Raw genomic sequence first — 18,449 nt, forward strand, 5'->3', positions numbered from 1 at the left:
CGGGCCTCAGCGGTGGTCGAGCCGGCGCGCCAGCGCGTCGCCGCCCCATTGGAGAAGCTGCACCAGCGCCACCAGCAAGGCGACGGTGACGAGCATCACGTCGGTCTGGAAACGCTGATAGCCGTAGCGGATCGCGAGGTCGCCGAGCCCGCCCGCGCCGACCACCCCCGCCATCGCGGTGAAGGAGACCAGCGCCACCGCGGTGACGGTCGCGCCCGAGACCAGCCCAGGGAGCGCCTCGGGCAGCAAAGCGCGCGTGACGATCTGCCAGCGAGTCGCCCCCATCGCCTGCGCGGCCTCGATCGTGGCGCGCGGGATCTCGCGCAGCGCCTGCTCGACCAGCCGCGCGTAGAAGGGCGCCGCGCCGACCACCAGCGGCGGGATCGCGCCCGCGACGCCGAGGGAGGTGCCGACCAGCAGCAGCGTCAGCGGGATCATCACGATCAGCAGGATGACGAACGGGATCGAGCGCAGCACGTTGACCACCACCCCCGCCGCGCGGTTGAGCCAGCGCCGCTCGGCCAGCCGGCCGCGATCGGTGAGGAACAGCAGCACGCCGAGCGGCACGCCCAGCACGATCGTCAGCGCGAGCGAGGCGCCGAGCATCACCAGCGTGTCGCGCGTCGCGACCGCGATGTCGCCCCACACCAAGTTGCCGAACCAGCCGCTCACGCCGCCTCGCCCAGCAGCGCCAGCGTGGCGGCGTGGCGCGCGTCGCCGAGCACCGCGTCGGTCGCGCCGCTCTCCACCACGCGCCCGCGGTCGATCACCGCCACCTCGTCGCAGATCGCGCGCACCACCGTGAGCTCGTGCGTGATCAGCACGATCGTCAGCCCCAGCTCGCGGTTGAGCTCGCCCAGCAGCGCGAGCACCGATCGCGTCGTCTCGGGATCGAGCGCGCTGGTCGCCTCGTCGCACAGCAGGATGTCGGGCCGGGTGGCGAGCGCGCGCGCGATGCCGACGCGCTGGCGCTGCCCGCCCGAGAGCCGCGCCGGGTACGCGCCGGCCTTGTCCGCCAGCCCGACACGCGCGAGCAGCGCGGCCACGCGCGCGTCGCGCTCGGCGCGGGGGACATCGGCGAGCTCGAGCGGCAGCGCGACATTGCCCGCGACGGTGCGGTTGGCGAGCAGCCCGAACGACTGGAAGATCATGCCGACGCGCCGCCGGAGCGCGCGCAGCCCGGCGGCGTCGAGCGCCGACAAAGCCGCGCCGTCGACGCGCACCTCGCCCGCGCTCGCGCGCTCCAGCCCGTTGAGCAGCCGCAGCAGCGTCGACTTGCCCGCGCCAGAGCGACCGATCACCCCGAACACCGCGCCGCGCGGCACCTCCAGCGTCACCTCGTCGAGCGCGAGCGTGCCGTCGGGGAAGGTCTTGGACACGCGCTCGAGCGCGATCATGCGGTACCCATGACCTGCGCGGCGAAGCGCTCCATCTCCTCCGCTTGGGGGCTCATCTGGAGCAGCAGCAGGTCGAGCCCGGCCGCCTCATATTCCGCGATCCGCTCCCTGAGCTGCTCGGGCGTGCCGACCAGATTGGGGCGCAGCCCGCGGTTGGAGACCGCATATTCCTGCAGCTTGAGCTCACGTTCCAGCTGCGTGCCCGACAGCCACTGGTCGAAATTGGCGTAGCCCGCGGGCAGCTCGGCGACGGTGGTGATCCGCTCCAGCTCGCGCTTCGCCTCGGCCTCGCTGTCGCGCACGATCGCATAGGCCGCCATGCCGTACTGCATCGGCGCGCCGCCCGCGGCCGCGCGGCGCGCGCGCATGTCCGCGATCTTGGGCGCGATCGCGGCGGCGGGGTCGCCGTGCATCACGTACGCGTCGCACTGCGCCGCGATCATCGCCTTGGCCTTCTCGCTCTCGCCGCCGGCATAGACGGTCGGGCGCTTGGCCGGCTTGGGCGCGCAGATCGCCGCCTCGGTCTGGTAGAAGTCGCCCGCGAAGCTGAAGCGCTCCTCGGTCCACAGCCCGTCGACGACCCGCAGCCACTCGCTGGTGCGCGCGTAGCGGTCGTCGTGCTGGTCGAACTGGAGGCCGTACTGCCGCGCCTCGTCTGCCCACCAGCTCGACACGACGTTGAGCGCGAGCCGCCCGCCCGCGATCCGGTCGATGTTCGCCGCCGCCTTGGCGAACAGCGCGGGGTGGTGGAAATTGGGGCGCACCGCGACCATCAGCTCGATCGTCTCGGTCACCGCGGCGAGCGCGGCGGCGGTCGACCAGGCGTCGAGCGCGGGCTGGTCGATCCCCTTGATGTCGTTGAGGTTGAGCTCGGCGATCAGGGTGAGGTCATAGCCCCAGCGCTCGGCGTTCCGCGTGAGATCGCGCGTATATTCCCAGGTCGCGGCCATGCCCTCGTCGGGGACGTTGCGCAGCCAGCCGCCGAAGACGGGGGTCCAATAGCCGTATCTCACGCGCGCGCCTCCAGCAGCCGCTCGGCCAGCCAGTCGACCAGCCGCTCGTGCGGGTCCCAGCCCAGCACATTGAGCGGGTCGGCGACGAAGTTGGACAGCGCGTTGATGTCGTAGAAGCGGGCCACGCCGTCGCGGTCGTCGACCAGCAGCTCGACCCCGCCGACGTCGATCCCCGCCGTCCGCACGATCGCCTCGACCGCCGCGATCGCGGCGGCGTCGGGCTCGACGCGCGTCATCGTCACGCTCGGGCGGCCCGGGACGGCGCAGGCGTCGGCGGGGCACAGGTCGAAGCTGCCGCCGCCGTCGACCGCGATGGCATAGAGGTAGCGCCCGCCGAGCGTCTCGACGCGCGTGATCGTGCCGCCGCGCGTCGGCGCATATTCCTGCGCGAGCAGCACGCGGTCGATGCTGTCGGGCACGCTGCCCTCCGCCACCGCGGCGGCGAGCGCGGCGGCGTCGTCGTAGCGCGCGATCCCCGCGCCCGAGCCGCCGATGTTCGCCTTGACCACGATCGGGTAGCGCAGCGCCGCCGCGGCGGCGGGCAGGTCCGCCGCACGGTGAACGACTCGCGTGGCGGGAATGGCGAGCCCGAGCCCGGCGATCAGCGAGAGCTGGCGTGCCTTGGACGAATCAATCGCCAGCGCGGCGGCGCCGTTGAGCACGCGCGCGCCGCGTGACTCCCAGTGGGCCAGCGCCGCGGCGGCGTGGAAGATCGGGTGCTCGGCCGCGCGCAGGAAGCTCGACATCGCGATACGGTTGAACACCAGAGGCGAGGGCGCCGCCCCGGCGGGGTCGAAGGCGAGGCCGTCAGCGTGCGCGGCGTCATAGCCGATGCCGCGGCGGTCGAGCGCGGCGAACAGCGGGCGGAACCACTGCGGGTGCTCGTAGAGGATGGTGAGATCGGTCATACGGTCCTGGTCACACGAGCGGCGTGGGCTAGCGCGCGGGGCGAGCGCTGGCGGCATAGATCGGCTTGCCGGCGCGGTAGCTCGGCTTGGGCGCGGGCGCCGGAGCGAGCATCAACGGCCGAGACCAGCCTGCATCATCACGCTGACGCCACGATGTGGAATCGAAGGTTGGCTGCCAGGACGGGAACATCGCCTCGGGCTGTCCCCGCGACCAACACGTCGCCGTGATCGGACTACCGCCAGTCGACCGCCCCGACCGCGCTCGCCCTTCCGCTGTGGGGCGAGCGGTACAAGGGCTATCGCGCGCGCCGCGGCCGAGCGCGCCCGGCTTGCCAGCGCGGCGCGCGCGCGCGATGGTGACGCGATGGCACGCGACAACGACGGGCGCACCGCGCCGACGACCGGGCTGGTGCGACGCACCACGATCGAGCTGGGGCCGCTGCGCATCACGCGCGAGGTGGCGCTGACGACGCTGCCAGGGACGCTCGCGCCGACGCTGCCCGCGCTGCGCCGGCGGCCGCGGATCTGGCCCGCACTGCTCGCCGCGGCGGCCGCGACCAGCCTCGGCGGTCTCGCGGTCGCGGCCACCAAGCTGCCGCCGCGCCCGAGCTATTCGGTGAGCGTGCCGGTGCCCGAGCGCGTCGCGGTCGCGGCGCCGCGCGCGACCCCGGCGCGGACGCCGCGCCTGACGCACCGCACCGAACGTGCCGCGACGCCGATCGCCACTTCCGCGGACGAGGCAGCGGCGGAACTGCCCGGCGCGACCTCGCGCGCGGCGGCGGTCGCGGCGGCCCTGTGCAGCGGCGAGATGACCGAGTGGCAGCAGCCCGGCGGCGCGCACGGCTTCGTCGTCGCGGGCGCGGCCGAGGCGGACGGCACGCGCACCTGCCGCGCGCTCTCGGTGCTCACGCGGAGCGGCGGCGGCGACCGCGTCGAGCAGCTCCGCGCCTGCCTGCCGGGAGACGGCGCCGCGGGGTGAGCGGGGCGGTGGGGTGAGTGGGCGCCCCCACACAGCGTCCACCCCGGCGAACGCCGGGGCCCAGTCGGGGGACGCTGCTGGATCTCACGACGGCCTTCCCACCTGGGCCCCGGCGTGCGCCGGGGCGGCATGAGAGAGACGCGCTCCGCTCCTCCGTCCTCACTCGCTCAAATACGACCAGAGCTGCGAGATCACCACCGACCCCTCGCCCACCGACGAGGCCACGCGCTTGACCGACCCCGCGCGAACGTCCCCCACCGCGTAGACGCCGGGACAGGAGGTGGCGTAGGAGCTCGCGCCGCCGGCCGCGCGCCCGGTCAGCACGAAGCCCTTGTCGTCGAGCGCGATCAAACCCTCGAGCCAGCCGGTGTTGGGCGCCGCGCCCACCATCACGAAGGCGGCGCAGGTGTCGACCACGCGCTCTTCGCCGTCCTGCCGGATCGTCACCGCCTCGAGCGTCTCGCCGCCGTGCACCGCCACCATCTCGGCGCCATAGTCGATCGAGATCGCGGGATCGGCCTCGAGCCGGCTGGCGAGGTAATGCGACATCGACGTCGCGAGCGAGCCGCCGCGCACCAGCAGCCGCACGTGCCGGGCCACCCGGCTCAGGTACATCGCCGCCTGCCCCGCCGAATTGCCGCCGCCGATCACGATCGTCTCGGCCGCGCGGCAGAAGCGCGCCTCGTTCTCGGTCGCGGCGTAATAGATGCCGTTGCCCTCGAAGTCGCCGAGTCGCTCGATCGGCGGCCGGCGGTACTGCACCCCCGTCGCCACCACCACCGCGCGCGCGCGGACGCGCTGGCCGTTGTCGAAGGTGGCGCAGAACTGGCCGTCGTCGAGCCGGTCGAGCGCGGCGACGCGCAGCGGCATGGCGAAGCGCGTGCCGAACTTCATCGCCTGCACCTCGCCGCGCCACACCAGGTCCGCGCCCGAGATGCCGGTGGGGAACCCCATGTAATTCTCGATCCGGCTCGACGTCCCCGCCTGGCCGCCGATCGCGGTGTCCTCCACCACCAGCGCGCCCAGCCCCTCCGCGCCGGCATAGACCCCCGCCGCGGTGCCCGCCGGGCCGGCGCCGACCACCAGCACGTCGACCGCCTCGTCGTCGACGAACTCGCGGCTGAGCCCGAGCAGCTTGGCGACCTTCTCGGGCGTCGGGTCCGCCACCACGCGGTCGCGCCCGAAGATCACCGCGGGCCGGTCGGCGTCGACCGCGCAGCTCGTCGCCACCGTCGCCGCGTCGGCGGTGCCGAGCGCGTGGCTGGTATAGGGGATACGGTTGCGCGCGGCGAACTCGGCGACGCGGCGCACGCCGCGGTCCTGCTCCTCGCCGAGCAGCACCAGCGAGCTGTCGTGCGACTCGAGCTGCCGGCGGCGCCGCGCCGCCAGCACGGTGATGATGATGTCCGACATCTCGGGCACCTGCGCCATCAGCTCGAGCATGCGCGCGCGCGGCACCTCCACCACGCGCGTGTCGCGCGCGGCGCGCATCGCCATCGACCAGCTGCCGCCGCTGAGGAAGGCGATCTCGGCCATGAACTGGGTCGGCCCGAGGGTGGAGGGCAGGTGGCGCTCGCCGGTGAAGCTGTTGACCACCTCGATCTCGCCGTCCTCGACGTAGACGAAGCTGCTCACCGGCTCGCCGGGCCGGACCAGATAGGCGCCGGCGGGGTAGCGACGCTCGGTGCCCGCGGCGCGGATCGCGGCGACGTGCTCGGGGTGGAGCGGCACCCGCTGCATCTCGCGTAGGTCGCGCCCGATCGTCTCCATCGCCCTCGCTCCCGCCGCGCCGCTGTCGCCCGCATGCGCAAGATGGCGGTCGGGCAGGATCGCCGCAACGGGTCGGCTGCGACAATCGCGCGACAAAGCTGCAACAAAGCGCCATCCGCGCGCATCATCCGCGTGGGAGAGAGGGGGCTCCCCGATGCGAGACCCCGACGTGCCTGCCCTTGCTCACCCCCTCCCCGCGCGTGACGCGCTCGCGGCCGGCGCGCTGCTCGACCGCGAGCTGCGCCGCGTCCGCCGCGTCGCGACGATGCTGCACGACCGCCGCTCGGTCGCCGAGCTCGCGGCCTATGAGCGCGAGCTGGAGGCGCAGCTGGCGCGCGCGCGGCGCGGCGTCGACCTGCTCGACGCGACGCTGCGCGCGCTGGGCTGAGCGCGCGCGGTCACAGCTTCATCGACACGCTCGCCGCCAGTTGCCGGCCGAGCAGGTCGTAGCGGAACAAGGTATTGCCGCGCAGCAGGCCCAAGGTGCTGCGCGAGTCGGGCAGCAACGGCGGGTCGCGGTCCAGCAGGTTGTTGACCGAGAAGCGCAGCGTATAGACTTTGCCGATCTCGAAGCTGCTCGACAGGTCGACATAATCATAGGTCGGCACGCCGGTGTAGAAGTGGCGGAACTGCGCCTCGTCGGCGGGAATGCCGGTCCGCTCGGGCGCGTTATAGGCGATCGCCATCGCGCCGATGTGGCGCCAGTTCGTCCCGAGATGGATCGCGCCGCCGGGCGACGCCCAGGTCGCGCCGGCGCCGTGGCTCCAGCGCGGCATGCTCTCGCCGCAGCTGCCGCCGTAATAGCCGACGCAGTTGCGCGGGCGCGAGTCGGGTGAATCATGCACCCCGACGCGGGTCACCAGCGAGCCGTTGAGCGATAGGTCCAGCCGCCCCGCGCCGCCCAGCCCTAGGCCAAATTGCGCCTGCACGTCCCAGCCCGACGACTGCGAGCGATAGCCGTTGCCGGTGCCGCGGACCAGATAGCCCGAGGTCGGCTTGGTGCCGGGCGCGCTGTCGAGCCGGTAGGTGTCGGGCGCGCGCCGCACGCCGCGGCAGTAATAATCCAGCCCCGTCGTCAGGCATCCGCTGAGGAAATCCGCCACCGCGAAATAATTGATCGAGTCGGTGAGGTGGATGACGAAGCGGTCGACCGACAGCGTCAACCCCTTGAGCGCGCGCGGCCGCAGGATCACGCCGAAGGTCTTGGTATAAGCGGTCTCGGGCTTGAGGTCGAAGCCCCCGCTGCGCACCGTGCAGGCCTCGTTGAGGCAGCTGAGCGAGGCGCTGCCGTACAGCCGGTCGGGCAGGCCGGTGCGGCGGCACTGTGTCAGCGAGGCGGTCGGGGCGAGCCGCGCGTTCGGATCGGACGTGTTCGGATCGGGGGTGGAGGCGCACGGGTCGTTCGGGCCGATGGTGTCATAGTAGATGTTGCTGGCCTGGTCGGCCTCGATCACCGTGGGCGCGCGCTGCGCCTTGTTGATCGAGCCGCGCAGGCCGATGTCGGCGATCGGCTGCCACACGCCCTCGCCCTTCCACGTCGTGAAGCGGCCGCGCAGCCGGTCGTAGCGCGACACGCGATAGCCGCCGTTGAGCTGGAGCAGGTCGGTGAAGCGCTGGTGCTCGATCACGGGCACCTGCGCCTCGGCGTTGACCTCGTAGATGCGCTGCGTGAAATGCTGGTCCCTGCCGCCGTTGGTCTGGCGGAACTGCCGGTCGGCGCGCGTGCCGAAATGCTCCGCGCGCGCCTCCGCGCCGAGCGCGAGCGCCACACCCTGCTCGGCCAGCGGCGAGGTGATCCCGTAACGGCCGAGGTCGCCGTTGAGCACCGCCAGCCCCTGCCACAGCCGGCCCAGGTCACCCTCGGTGCCGTCGGTGCGGGTGAACAGATAGGCGGGCACGCGCGCGTCGCTGTTATACGGCGCGAAGGCGTTGAAGGGGACGCAGCGTTTGTCGGTGCCGTCGAGCGCGGCGGCGCAGGTCGGCACGCCGTTGACCGCGACGACGTTGAGCGCGCGATTGACCCTCTTTTCGTCGGGTTGCGCCGGGTAGATCGCGCGCGCCTTCAGCAGCGAGTAGACGCCCGACAGGTCGTAGCCCCAGGCACCGTCGAGCACGCGGCCGCGCAGCCCGCCGGTGACGCGCACGCCCTGGTCCTCGAACCGCAGCCGCGTCGGCGGCAGCCCGTCGAAGCGATAGCGCACGTCGAGCGGCACCAGCCCGCTGGTCGCCGCGCCGCACAAAGCGATCCGCTGCGGCGTCGACAGGAAGGGGTTGTCGCAGTTGGTGTGATACGGCTCCTTGCCATAGGCCGAGTAGCTGTACACGCGCGTCGGCACCGTATTGTACGACTGGTCGCGATAGAACAGCGCGGTGGCGTAGAGCTCGACCTCGTCCGACATGTCGGCGCTGACGAACACGCCGGTGTTGATGCGGTCGAAGTGGCGCTGGAACGGCAGCTCGTCGAACGGGTTGGCAGCGGTGCCGCGGCCCGAGGCGAAGGGCACGAAGGTGCCCGCGCCGAGCGGGTCGTTGACCAGCGTCCTGCCCTGGCCGATGCCGCCCGGCACGACCGTGCCCGTCGCGGTATAGGTGCTGCGCGTGCAGGTCAGCCGCCCGGTGCTCAGCTTCTGCGACACCTCGCAGGCCGAGAGCGAGCGGTCCATCAGCGACACCTGGTCGGAGTGGCGATAGCCGGCGAAGGCGGAGAGGCGCAGCGCACCGTCGAGCCACTGGTGCCCGGCGGCGAGGCTCACATTGGCGCGGCCGCCGTCCGCGGTGCGTCCGTGCGGCCAGGGAAAATCCGCGCGGGCCGCCGCCTCGGTCACGGCATTGGCGCGGTTGACGTGATCGAAGAAGCTGTAGCCGCCCTCCAGCCGGATGCCGTCGAAGTCCTTCTTCAGGATGAAATTGACCACGCCCGAGACGGCGTCCGAGCCGTATACCGAGGAGGCGCCACCGCTCAGCACGTCGATCCGGTCGATCAGCGCGTTGGGGATGATGCCGACGTCCATGCCGTTCTGCAGCCCGAGCCGCAGCCCGTCGACCAGCGTGAGCGTGCGCTCGAAGCCAAGGCTGCGCAGCTTGATCCGCTGCCGCCCCTCCGATTCGCCGTAGTTCTGCTCGGCGTTGGCCTGCACCTGGGGCAGGCGGTTGAGCACTTCCTCGATCGTGGTGGCGCCCTGCGCGGCGATGTCGGTGCTGGTGACGGTGGTGACCGGCGCGGCCGAGTGGTTGTTGGGACGCGTGATGCGCGTGCCGGTGACGATGATGTCGCGCTCGGGCGCGGGCGCGGCGGCATCGTCGGGGCGCGGGGGCGCCGGCTCGCCCGGCGCGCTCGTCGGCGCGGAAGGCGTCGGCTCGGTCTGCGCCGTGGCGGGCATCGCCGCGATCAGCGCCGCCAGGCCGCACGACGCGGCCAGATGATTCCTCCAAGTCAGCATAGAACCCCCTTCGTCGCCGGGGTGGTGCCGCGAGCGGGCATCGCCGCGGTGCCTCCCCGGTGGCGTGAAGCTGGGGTCAACAATATTACCGGTTTGATACCAATCGCCGGGGTGGGTCACCCGTGATGGCGCCCTGCTTCGGCGGACGAGAGGGCGCATGCGCGCCATCGAAGCCCAACCCGGCCTGACCTGGTTGGGACCAAGTGCTTGCGCGTTTATTAAACCAGATGAGTAGCTTACATCGGCGGTCCCGCGCAGAGTTAACGCTTTCGCGACCCTCCTCGCCTAGTGCCGGTGCGAGGAGTTGCGCATTGACGTCCCGCGATCGCCCCACGTCCGCACGCTTCGGCCCGCGCTTCATCGCCGCGGTGGTCGCGCCCGTGCTGCTGCTCGCGCTGGGTCTGACCGTGTTCGCGGTCTCGGCGCTGCGCTCGGCCGCCGAGCAGGCCGATCGAGTCTCGGTCGAGCGTCAGGCGCGCGAGGTGCGGCTCGCGGTCGACGCCGCGCTCGACGAGCTGGCGCAGAGCCAGGCCGGGGTCGCGATCTGGACGCCATTGGCGCTCGAGCTGCGCAAGCCTGCACCCGACTGGACCTGGGTCGACGAGAATGTCGGCGTGTGGCTCAACTATGTCTTCTCGCACGACGCCGACGCGATCCTCGGCGGCGACGGTCGGCCGGCCGGCCTATCTCATGCGTGACGGCCAGCGGCGGTCGCCGGCGGACTATGCCGCGCTCGCCGCAGCGGCGCTGCCGCTGATCCGCGCCGCGCGCGGCAAGACCTCGGCCGCGCCCAACCCGCACGAGCGTCTGCCACGACACCGCCTCCCCGCCGGCTCGACCGTGCGCACCTCGCCGCGCGCGATCCACGCCACCGACCTGGTCGCGCTCGGCGGCCGGCCGGCGATCGTGAGCGTGATGCGGATCATCACCGAGGACCCGAACGCGCCGGCACGGCGCGGGGGCGAGCCGCTGCTGGTGAGCGCGCGCTATCTCGACACCGGCTTCGTCCAGCGGCTCGCGCGGATCCAGCTCGTCGCGGGTGCGCGGCTGAGCGCGTCGCCGCGGCACGCGCCGCGCGAGCAGGCGCTGGCGCTCGTGTCGAGCCGCGGCCGGCGCGTCGGCTATCTGCTGTGGCGCCCCGACCGCCCCGGCGCGGCGGTGTGGCGCACCATGGCGCCGACCGCGCTCGCCGCGCTGGTCGCGCTGCTGGCCACGCTCGCGGCGCTGATCGCCAGCGTCTTCACGCTGGTGCGCAGCGACGCGCGCTCGCTGGCGCGGCTCAACGCGGCGCATCTCGCGCTCCAGGCGAAGGAGGCGCAGGCGCACCACCTCGCCTATCACGACACGCTGACCGGCCTGCCCAACCGCGCCGCCTTTCACCAGGCGGGCCACCAGCTGCTCGCGCCCGCGCCGCCCGACGAGGTACGCGCGGTGCTGCTGATCGATCTCGACCGCTTCAAGCAGGTCAATGACACGCTCGGCCATCTCGGCGGCGACCAGCTGATCCAGCTCGTCGCGGCGCGCCTCCAGGCGCTGGTCGGCGCGGGCGACGTCGTCGCGCGGCTCGGCGGCGACGAGTTCGCGGTCCTGGTCGGCGCGCGCGCCGACGAGGCCGCGGTGGGCGCGCTCGCCGGCGCGATGGTGGCGGCACTGCGCGAGCCGTTCACGGTGCTGGGGACGCACGTCTTCATCGGCGCCAGCATCGGCATCGCCTGCCACCCGCGCTGCAGCGGCGACCGCGCCGAACTGATGCGCATGGCCGATATCGCGATGTACCGCGCCAAGGCGGAGGGGCGCGACGGCCACCGCTTCTTCACCGAGGACATGGACGAGAGCGTCAAGACGCGGCGCGCCCTCGAGCAGGACCTACGCCGCGCGATCGCCGGCCAGCACGAGCTGCAGGTCCACTACCAGCCGCGCATGAACGCCACCGGCGCGCGGGTGATCGGGCTGGAGGCGCTGGTGCGCTGGCACCATCCCGAGCGCGGGCTGCTCGCGCCCGACGCCTTCATCCCGATCGCGGAGGAGACCGGGCTGATCCGCGAGCTCGGCGCCTGCGTGCTGCGCGACGCCTGCGCGGTGGCGCGCGCCTGGCCGGCGCTGTCGATCGCGGTCAATCTCTCGCCGGTGCAGTTCCGCGCGCGCGGCATGGCGGCCGAGCTGATCGACATCGTGCGCCGCGCCGGCGCGCGCCCGCAGCAGATCGAGCTGGAAGTGACGGAGAGCATCCTGCTCGACGACGACGAGGCGGTGCGCGACTCGCTGGCGGCGCTGCGCCGCGCCGGCTTCCGCATCGCGCTCGACGATTTCGGCACGGGCTATTCCAGCCTCGGCTATCTCAGCAAGTTCGAGGTCGACAAGATCAAGATCGACCAGAGCTTCACGCGCCGGCTCGGCGAGAGCGCCGACGCCGCCGCGATCATCCAGGCGGTTGTGCGGCTCGGTCAGGCGATGGGGCTCGCGGTCAGCGCCGAGGGGGTCGAGACGCGCGAGCAGCGCGCCTTCCTCGAGCATGCCGGATGCAACGAGCTGCAGGGCTTCCTCTTCTCCGCCGCGGTGCCGGCGGGTGCGCTGGCGGCGCTGCTCGGCGGGCGAGTCGAGGCGGCGGCGTAGGGGACAGTAATATCCTCCCCGCATGGCGGGGAGGGGACTATGCGTAGCATGGTGGAGGGGGGCCTCCACAGGCGCTGCGCTACGGGGAGAGCCCCCTCCACCGCCGGCTCTACGGCCGGCGGTCCCCCTCCCCGTGCCGGGGAGGATCTACGCCGTCACTTCCCCCGCGACACGCACGCCCCGCCGTCCGGCCCGACCTCGCCGCGGCACACGCGCTCCGCCGGCAACGCGGCGTCCAGCTCGCGCAGCCGGTTGCGCCCGTCCGCGCCACGCTCCAGGTCGAAGCCGTCGTAGAGCGTCCCGCTCGCGGTATAGGTGCGGAAGCTCAGCCGCTTCTCCGCCACGTCGACGATCTGGAACAGCTCGGTCGCCTCGGCGACCCGGTCGGGCTGGCGCCGCGCGCGGTCGTTGAGCCCGTACATCTTCGATCCCGTCACCGAGACGAGATACACCGGCCCCTGCACCGCGCCCGCCGCATGCGCCGCGCGCGCCGCGTCGCGCCCCGCCTCGGCGGTGAGCCGGCTGTAGCAATGGTCGTGCCCCTGCAGCACCAGGTCGACCCGGCGCGCCTCGAAGATCGGCTTCCACGCCGCCTTGAGCACCGCGGTGTCCTGGGGTCGCGCGCAGGTGAAGATCGGCTGGTGGAAGAGAACGACGTTCCACTTGGCGGTGCTCGCCGCCAGCGTCGTGTCGAGCCACTGTGTCTGCGCGTCGAGCGCGCCCAGGTCGAGCGCGGCGGTGCCGTCGAGCACGACGAAGCGAACGCCCTGATAGTCGACGAAGTAGCTCGTCGCTTTCACCGGCGCGGCGCCGTTGCCGGGCAGCGCGAACTGGAGCGGCCAATAGGGGCCGAGCGTCCGGGTCTCGCGCCCGTCGGGCAATGTGGTGTCGACATATTCGTGGTTGCCGGTCGCGGGCAGCTGCGGGGTCGAGGCGTAATTGTAGCCGCCGGCCTGATTCCACTCGCCCCATTCGTCGTCGTGGTCGAGGTCGTCGCGCTGCGCGGCGAGGTCGCCGGCGTGGACCGTCAGCGCCACCTGTCCCGCCTTGAAGCCCTGCCGGATCACGCGCGCGGCATAGGTGAGGATGCCGTTCTGCGTGTCGCCGAGATAGAGGAAACGGAAGGGGCGGAAGCCGGTAGCGGCGGTGCGGAACTGGAACCACTCGCTCCACCCCGCCGCGCCCTGGACGCGATAGGCGTAGACGCGGTCGGGCTCGAGCCCGGTGAAGCGCACCTGGTGGTAATTGGCGCTGCCGTTGGCGCTGTCGATCGCGCGGGTCGTGCCAGTGACGGTGCGCGCCGCGCGCTCGAGCGTCGGCCCGTCGACCGCCGGCACGATCTGCGCCGCCGCGCGCGCCTGTGCGCGGTCGGTGCGGAAGGCGACCGCCATCTCGCGCGACGGGTCGGCGCCCGCGGTCAGTACGATCCGGTCGGGGATCGAGCGCGGCGCATAGGGCGTGCCCGGCGTGCGCGGGAGCGGCGGCGCGGCGGCAGGCGCGGCCGCGGGGGCCTGGGCGAGCGCCGGGGCGGCGGCGAGCGCGGCGGCGGCGAGGAGCAGCGCGCGCATCAGAAGTTGGCCCGCACGCCGAACTTCAGCGTGTAGCCATATTCCTCATATTGCAGCAGGCGACGCGTCACCGGCGCGTTCTGATAGGCGACATACTTGGCGTCGTTGATGTTCACCCACTCGCCGAAGAGCTGCAGGTTGGGCGTGATGCGGTAGCGCGCGCTGGCGTCGAGCTGGAAATGCTGGCGCACGTAGCGGTCCTCATCCGCCACCGCCTGCACCTCGTCGAGGTATCTGTCGCGGTAGGTGCCCGCGAGGCGGACGCTGACCGGCCCCTTCTCGTAGCCGAGCACCGCGTTGAAGGTGTGGCGCGACGAAGCCGGCAGCGGGATCGTGCGCAGCCCCCCGGTGTCGCCGTCGAAGGTCTCACCCTTGGCGTCGGTGAAGGTGTAGTTGAGGTTGGTCAGCAGCCCGTCGACGGGCGCGGGCAGCATCGTGAAGAGCTGCGAGAAGCCGAGCTCGACGCCGCGGATGGTCGCTTTGCCGCTGTTGAGCGGGATGTCGGCCTCGGTGAAGGCGATCCCGCGATACACGCCGTTATAGGGCGCGTCGTCGCCCTCGAACGTCACCGTCGTGATATAATCCTGTATGTCCTTGTAGAAGAAGCCGGCCTGAAGCACGCTCGAGGTGGCGAAATACCATTCGGCGCCGGCGTCGAGGTTCCAGGCGCGATAGGGTTTGAGGCCGGGGTTGCCGAACGCGCCCTCCAGGTCGTCGCCGTCGCGCTCCAGCGCGAAGCGCGGCGCGAGCTGGCCGATGCTCGGGCGCACCAGGCTGCGGAACGCGCCCGCGCGCAGCACCAGCTCGGGGGTCGCCTCGTAGCGCACCACCGCGCTCGGCAGCCAGTTGGTGTAGCTGCGGCGGATGCGGTTGGGGGTGACCAGCAGCTGCTCGCCCTCGTCGCCGTCCTCGTTCAGCGTCACCGTGCTGCCGCGGATGTCGTTGCGCGTATGCTCCATGCGCACGCCGCCGATCAGCCGCACCGGCCCGGCCTGGTAGCGGCCGAGCAGATAGCCCGAGTAGATGTCCTCGCCGACCTCATAGTCCTCGGCGAGCGAGGCGAAGTCGGAGCCGAGCGTGTCGCGCTCGAACGCGCCCGCGTTGGCCTGAAGGAAGCCGCGCTCGCCCTTCTTCGCCACCAGAGCGCCGAGGTCCGCGAGCCGATAGGTCTGGCGGCCGACCACGTCGGCGAGCGTGAAGTCGCCGTCATAGCCGCCGAACGTGTCGACCTGGAGGTCATAGGTCTTCTCGCGCAGCCGCGCCTTGCCGCCGGCCTGGAGCTCGACCGTGCCCTCCGCCAGCGCGAAGCTGCGCGTCACGTCGCCGCGGAAGTTCCACTCGCGGTCGACCGAGCGGCTCAGCGTCGTGCGATCGAAACTGTCGAAGCCGTACTCGGCCGCGTCGTCGAACGCGGCCGCGCTGGCGCCGCCGATCGCGAAGCGCGGGCGCAGGTAATTGCCATAGTCGAGGGCGACGCTGAGGTCGTCGCCGTCCTCGCCGTCGAAGTCGCGGCGGAAGGTGATCGGGTCGATCGAGCCGTTCTCCAGCTCGGAGGCGCGCGACCAGGCGGCGCTATATCGCAGGCGCCACGGCCCGGTCTCGGTCTCGCCGCCGACCGAATAGCTCTGGATCAGCTGTTTCTCGAACCGGTCCTTGAGGTCGCGCTCGACGCGGATGCGGCCGTCGGCGCTGTCGAACGTGGCGCCGGTGCTGGTGGAGCTGGCCGGATCGGCGTCCAGCTCGACGATCAGCCGGCGGCGATCCTCCTGGTCGGAGAAGCGGTTGTAGATGCCGCGCGCGTACAGCCGGGTCGAGGGCGCGGGCTGCCAGTCGAGCGAGAGCGAGCCGCCGGTGCGTAGCCGGCGCACGTCGTAGTCGCGATACTCGACCGAGTCGGCGAAGCCGTTCCCGGCGTCGTCGGTGGCCCAGCCGCCCATCTCGATGTTGTCGGTCTCGAACTTGCGCAGATAATAGGACGCGCCGCCCGAGATGCCGAGATTGTCCGCGAACTTCTTGGAGAAGTTGACGCTGCCTTTGGGCGTCACCTCGCCGGAATAATGGTTGTACGAGCCCTCGATCGAACCGGCGAGCAGGTCCTTCTTGCGGTCGAACGCCGAGGTGGTGTTGATCTCGACCGAGGCGCCGATCGTGTCGCCGTCCATGTCGGGGGTCAGCGACTTCTTGATCTCGATCGACTCGATCAGCTCGGACGCGACCACGTCGAGCGCGACCGAGCGCGTGTCGGCCTCGGGCGCGGGCACGCGCACGCCGTTGATCGAGGCGGCGTTGAGGCTGGGATCGAGCCCGCGCACCGCGACGAAGCGGCCCTCGCCCTGGTCGTTGAGCACGTTGACGCCGGGGGCGCGGCGCACCGACTCCGCGACGTTCTGGTCGGGGAATTGGCCGATCGAGTCGCGCGTCAGCACGCTCTCGACGCCGTCGGCGCCGCGCTGGCGGCTGAGCGAGCTGGCGAGATTGGCGCGCTGGCCGGTGACGAGGATGTCACCCCCGCCGCCGACCGCGACGTCCTGGGTCACCATGCCGGCGGCGTCGACCGTGATCGCCGTGTCGACCGCCTCGGCGCCGATGTAGCGCACGCGCAGCGTGTACTGCCCCGCGGGCACGTCGCTGAAGCGATACTGGCCCGCGCTGTCGGCCTCGACCGAGCGGCCGAGCTCGACGATCGACACCTGCGCCGAGGGCAAGGTCCGCGTGCCGCTCGAGTCCGAGACCGTGCCCGCCACCTGGCCGGAATGTGCCACCGCCGGGAGGCACAATAGCGCCGCCCCCAGCGTGAGGCGCGCGCGCGCCGTCATCGCTCTCATAAGTCCCCCGAAACTCTCGATTGTTCAGGGGTCTGTGCGGGTTAATTGTGACAATAGCCTGAGAGTTGCGTTGCACTTTCATGGCATCGAGCCCGCGCCCTGGCGGAACGTCCGCGGCGGCGCAGAGGGGGTAACGCCCCGCTCGCTGGTATCCGACCGGTGCGACAGTGGAACAAACCGAATCGTCGGCGATTATTTTGCGCGACTTCGGATCGACCAGAGGGGAACGCCATGAAGAAACTCGTTACCGCCGTCGCCGCCTTCGGGCTGGTCTCGCTCGCCGCGTGCAACTCGAGCCCGCGCGAGCAGGCCGCCGACAATATCGAGGCCAACGCCGAGGCGGTCGCGGACAATCTCGAGGAGATGGCCGACAACGCCACCACCGACAACGCCGAGGACGCGCTCGAGAACAAGGCCGACGCGGTGCGCGCCACCGGCGACAACAAGGCCGACGACATGCGCACGCACGACGCCGATACCAACCTGTCGAACGGGATCTGATCCCGCCGTCGGCGTCGCGCCGGCGAACATGGTGGGGGGCGTCCGGGGTGACCCGGGCGCCCCTTTCCTTCGGATGTGTACTGTGCCCGCGGCCGCGACGCCGTGGCTGGGCTACCGCCGCGTCTCCTGTCGAAGCGACCGTACCGCTTTCATATGAGGTGTTCGGGATGAAGCGACGGGGTGCTCCTGCGGACGGCTCCCCGACCGCGCGGCGGGTCTGGCGGGCAGCGGCCGGCCACCCGCCTCAGCCCGTCAGCCGCACGCCGCGCTTGCGCTCGATCACGCCGCGATAATGCTCGACCAGCGCGACCGCATGCTCGCGGTCGCTCAGCACCGTGCGCGACGCCACCTCGGCGGCGCGGCGCACCAGCGGCTGGTCGCGCGAGAACAACGCCACGATCGCCTTGGCGCAGGCGTAGGCGTCGCCGCTGCGATAGGTCTCGGCGAAGGCGGGGCGCGCCACCGCGGAGGAGCCGCCGCGGTCGGGCACGATCATCGGCAGGCCCGACGCCAGCGCCTCGGACGCCACCATCCCGAACGGCTCGCTGTCGCCGCCGTGAATGAAGGCGTCCGCGCTCGCCATGATCGAGGCGAGCTGGCCGCGGTGGTAGATCGGCTGGAACATGCGCACGTGCGGGCTCTCGGCGATATGGCGCTCGAGCGTGCGCGTGTCGGGGCCGAGGCCGAGCAGCATCATCCCGACCGGGATCTTGGTCCCCGCGCGGCGCGCCGCGTCGATCACCATCGGCCAGCGCTTCTCGGCGTGGTGGCGGCCGATCCCGATCAGCAGGTGCGCGTCCTCGGGCAGGTCGCACTGCGCCAGCATCGCCGCGCGCAGCGCCGGGCTGCGCAGCGCGGGCGAGAAATGCTCGCGCTCGATCCCCAGCGTCATCGTCGCGTCGACGCGCAGCCCGCGCGCGCGCAGCCGCTCGGTCAGCACCGGGCCGTTGGTCACCACCGTGTCGAACGGCGCGAGACAGCGCGCCATATAGCGGTCGTACCAGCCGAACGCGCGCTCGATCGCGCCCTCGGAGGCGATCCTGGCGAACCAGCGCTTGGGATAGGCCTCCATATTGTCGTTGTGCATGAACCAGGCGCGGATCGCCGGCCCCTGCCACGAGGTGACGATCGAGGCCGAGCGCCACGGCGAGCAATTCTCGATCACGTCGGGCTGGAGCTGGTCGAGCAGCGCGTGGACCGGCGCCGCGTCCCAGAACAGCCCGTAGTTGGAGTCGAACGGCATGCCCGGCGACTTGACGTAATACAGCAGCGCCCCGCCGGGCCGCTCCTCGACGCGGTCCTCCCTGCCGGGCGCGATCACGATCTGCTGGTGCCCCAGTTCGGACATGATCGCCATCTTGCGGTCGAGGTACGAGCGCACACCGCCGCCGTTGGGCGAGTAGAATTCGTTGACGTCGACGATCCGCATCGCGCG

Annotated in this window: 14 protein-coding genes; 5 read left to right on the plus strand and 9 right to left on the minus strand. The window is 71.9% G+C overall.

Annotated elements, in window-relative coordinates:
* Positions 1 to 6: 6 nt before the first annotated feature.
* From K7957_RS08210 to K7957_RS08225, 4 genes are read right to left on the minus strand one after another with little or no spacing between them, the layout of a single operon-like run.
* The gene (locus tag K7957_RS08210) at positions 7 to 672 is read right to left on the minus strand and encodes a methionine ABC transporter permease (protein WP_223011485.1); all 666 of its coding nucleotides are present in this window, start codon (positions 670 to 672) and stop codon (positions 7 to 9) included.
* Complete coding sequence (locus tag K7957_RS08215) at positions 669 to 1,397, minus strand: methionine ABC transporter ATP-binding protein (protein ID WP_223011486.1); 729 nt, start codon at positions 1,395 to 1,397, stop codon at positions 669 to 671. The genes K7957_RS08210 and K7957_RS08215 overlap by 4 nt, the downstream gene beginning before the upstream one ends.
* Entirely contained in the window at positions 1,394 to 2,410 is a 1,017-nt protein-coding gene (locus K7957_RS08220) for an LLM class flavin-dependent oxidoreductase (protein ID WP_223011487.1), read from the minus strand. The genes K7957_RS08215 and K7957_RS08220 overlap by 4 nt, the downstream gene beginning before the upstream one ends.
* Positions 2,407 to 3,318: an ATP-grasp domain-containing protein gene (locus tag K7957_RS08225; protein ID WP_223011488.1), complete on the minus strand. Its 912-nt coding sequence runs from the start codon at positions 3,316 to 3,318 to the stop codon at positions 2,407 to 2,409. Before K7957_RS08225 ends, K7957_RS08220 begins: the two co-directional genes overlap by 4 nt.
* Positions 3,319 to 3,682: 364 nt before the next feature.
* Between K7957_RS08225 and K7957_RS08230 the strand changes: the two genes are divergently transcribed.
* Positions 3,683 to 4,297, plus strand: a complete 615-nt coding sequence (locus K7957_RS08230; RefSeq protein WP_223011489.1) for a hypothetical protein — start codon at positions 3,683 to 3,685, stop codon at positions 4,295 to 4,297.
* A gap of 159 nt (positions 4,298 to 4,456) precedes the next feature.
* Here K7957_RS08230 and K7957_RS08235 read toward each other — a convergent pair whose 3' ends face one another.
* Positions 4,457 to 6,067, minus strand: a complete 1,611-nt coding sequence (locus K7957_RS08235) for an FAD-dependent oxidoreductase (RefSeq protein WP_223011490.1) — start codon at positions 6,065 to 6,067, stop codon at positions 4,457 to 4,459.
* A 154-nt stretch (positions 6,068 to 6,221) separates the two neighbouring features.
* Between K7957_RS08235 and K7957_RS08240 the strand changes: the two genes are divergently transcribed.
* Positions 6,222 to 6,455, plus strand: coding sequence for a hypothetical protein (locus tag K7957_RS08240; protein WP_223011491.1), 234 nt, complete (start codon positions 6,222 to 6,224; stop codon positions 6,453 to 6,455).
* A gap of 10 nt (positions 6,456 to 6,465) precedes the next feature.
* On the opposite strand, the gene K7957_RS08245 is transcribed toward K7957_RS08240, so the two are convergent.
* Positions 6,466 to 9,507: a TonB-dependent receptor domain-containing protein gene (locus tag K7957_RS08245; RefSeq protein ID WP_246616841.1), complete on the minus strand. Its 3,042-nt coding sequence runs from the start codon at positions 9,505 to 9,507 to the stop codon at positions 6,466 to 6,468.
* A 311-nt stretch (positions 9,508 to 9,818) separates the two neighbouring features.
* On the opposite strand from K7957_RS08245, the gene K7957_RS08250 reads away from it, so the two are divergent.
* The gene (locus K7957_RS08250; RefSeq protein ID WP_223011492.1) at positions 9,819 to 10,205 is read left to right on the plus strand and encodes a hypothetical protein; all 387 of its coding nucleotides are present in this window, start codon (positions 9,819 to 9,821) and stop codon (positions 10,203 to 10,205) included.
* Complete coding sequence (locus tag K7957_RS08255) at positions 10,135 to 12,120, plus strand: putative bifunctional diguanylate cyclase/phosphodiesterase (protein WP_223011493.1); 1,986 nt, start codon at positions 10,135 to 10,137, stop codon at positions 12,118 to 12,120. The genes K7957_RS08250 and K7957_RS08255 overlap by 71 nt, the downstream gene beginning before the upstream one ends.
* A 155-nt stretch (positions 12,121 to 12,275) precedes the next feature.
* On the opposite strand, the gene K7957_RS08260 is transcribed toward K7957_RS08255, so the two are convergent.
* Positions 12,276 to 13,688 carry a purple acid phosphatase family protein gene (locus tag K7957_RS08260; protein WP_223011494.1) on the minus strand — a complete coding sequence of 471 codons (1,413 nt, stop codon included), beginning with the start codon at positions 13,686 to 13,688 and terminating at the stop codon, positions 12,276 to 12,278.
* On the minus strand, positions 13,688 to 16,504 hold the full coding sequence (locus K7957_RS08265; protein WP_223011495.1) for a TonB-dependent receptor: 2,817 nt from the start codon (positions 16,502 to 16,504) through the stop codon (positions 13,688 to 13,690). The genes K7957_RS08260 and K7957_RS08265 overlap by 1 nt, the downstream gene beginning before the upstream one ends.
* A 240-nt stretch (positions 16,505 to 16,744) precedes the next feature.
* Between K7957_RS08265 and K7957_RS08270 the strand changes: the two genes are divergently transcribed.
* Positions 16,745 to 17,014: a hypothetical protein gene (locus K7957_RS08270; RefSeq protein WP_223011496.1), complete on the plus strand. Its 270-nt coding sequence runs from the start codon at positions 16,745 to 16,747 to the stop codon at positions 17,012 to 17,014.
* 244 nt (positions 17,015 to 17,258) lie between these two features.
* Here K7957_RS08270 and K7957_RS08275 read toward each other — a convergent pair whose 3' ends face one another.
* Positions 17,259 to 18,443 carry a glycosyltransferase gene (locus K7957_RS08275; RefSeq protein WP_223011497.1) on the minus strand — a complete coding sequence of 395 codons (1,185 nt, stop codon included), beginning with the start codon at positions 18,441 to 18,443 and terminating at the stop codon, positions 17,259 to 17,261.
* Between the last annotated feature and the right edge of the window lie 6 nt (positions 18,444 to 18,449).

Source organism: Sphingomonas yunnanensis, assembly GCF_019898765.1.
GTDB lineage: Bacteria > Pseudomonadota > Alphaproteobacteria > Sphingomonadales > Sphingomonadaceae > Sphingomonas > Sphingomonas yunnanensis.

Bases quoted from the DNA above. Each gene is read 5' to 3' on its own strand.
- K7957_RS08230 (WP_223011489.1), top strand. From the start codon at position 3,683: ATGGCACGCGACAACGACGGGCGCACCGCGCCGACGACCGGGCTGGTG.
- K7957_RS08270 (WP_223011496.1), top strand. From the start codon at position 16,745: ATGAAGAAACTCGTTACCGCCGTCGCCGCCTTCGGGCTGGTCTCGCTC.
- K7957_RS08275 (WP_223011497.1), bottom strand. From the start codon at position 18,443: ATGCGGATCGTCGACGTCAACGAATTCTACTCGCCCAACGGCGGCGGT.
- K7957_RS08260 (WP_223011494.1), bottom strand. From the start codon at position 13,688: ATGCGCGCGCTGCTCCTCGCCGCCGCCGCGCTCGCCGCCGCCCCGGCG.
- K7957_RS08255 (WP_223011493.1), top strand. From the start codon at position 10,135: ATGTCTTCTCGCACGACGCCGACGCGATCCTCGGCGGCGACGGTCGGC.
- K7957_RS08265 (WP_223011495.1), bottom strand. From the start codon at position 16,504: ATGACGGCGCGCGCGCGCCTCACGCTGGGGGCGGCGCTATTGTGCCTC.
- K7957_RS08240 (WP_223011491.1), top strand. From the start codon at position 6,222: ATGCGAGACCCCGACGTGCCTGCCCTTGCTCACCCCCTCCCCGCGCGT.
- K7957_RS08245 (WP_246616841.1), bottom strand. From the start codon at position 9,507: ATGCTGACTTGGAGGAATCATCTGGCCGCGTCGTGCGGCCTGGCGGCG.
- K7957_RS08225 (WP_223011488.1), bottom strand. From the start codon at position 3,318: ATGACCGATCTCACCATCCTCTACGAGCACCCGCAGTGGTTCCGCCCG.
- K7957_RS08215 (WP_223011486.1), bottom strand. From the start codon at position 1,397: ATGATCGCGCTCGAGCGCGTGTCCAAGACCTTCCCCGACGGCACGCTC.
- K7957_RS08235 (WP_223011490.1), bottom strand. From the start codon at position 6,067: ATGGAGACGATCGGGCGCGACCTACGCGAGATGCAGCGGGTGCCGCTC.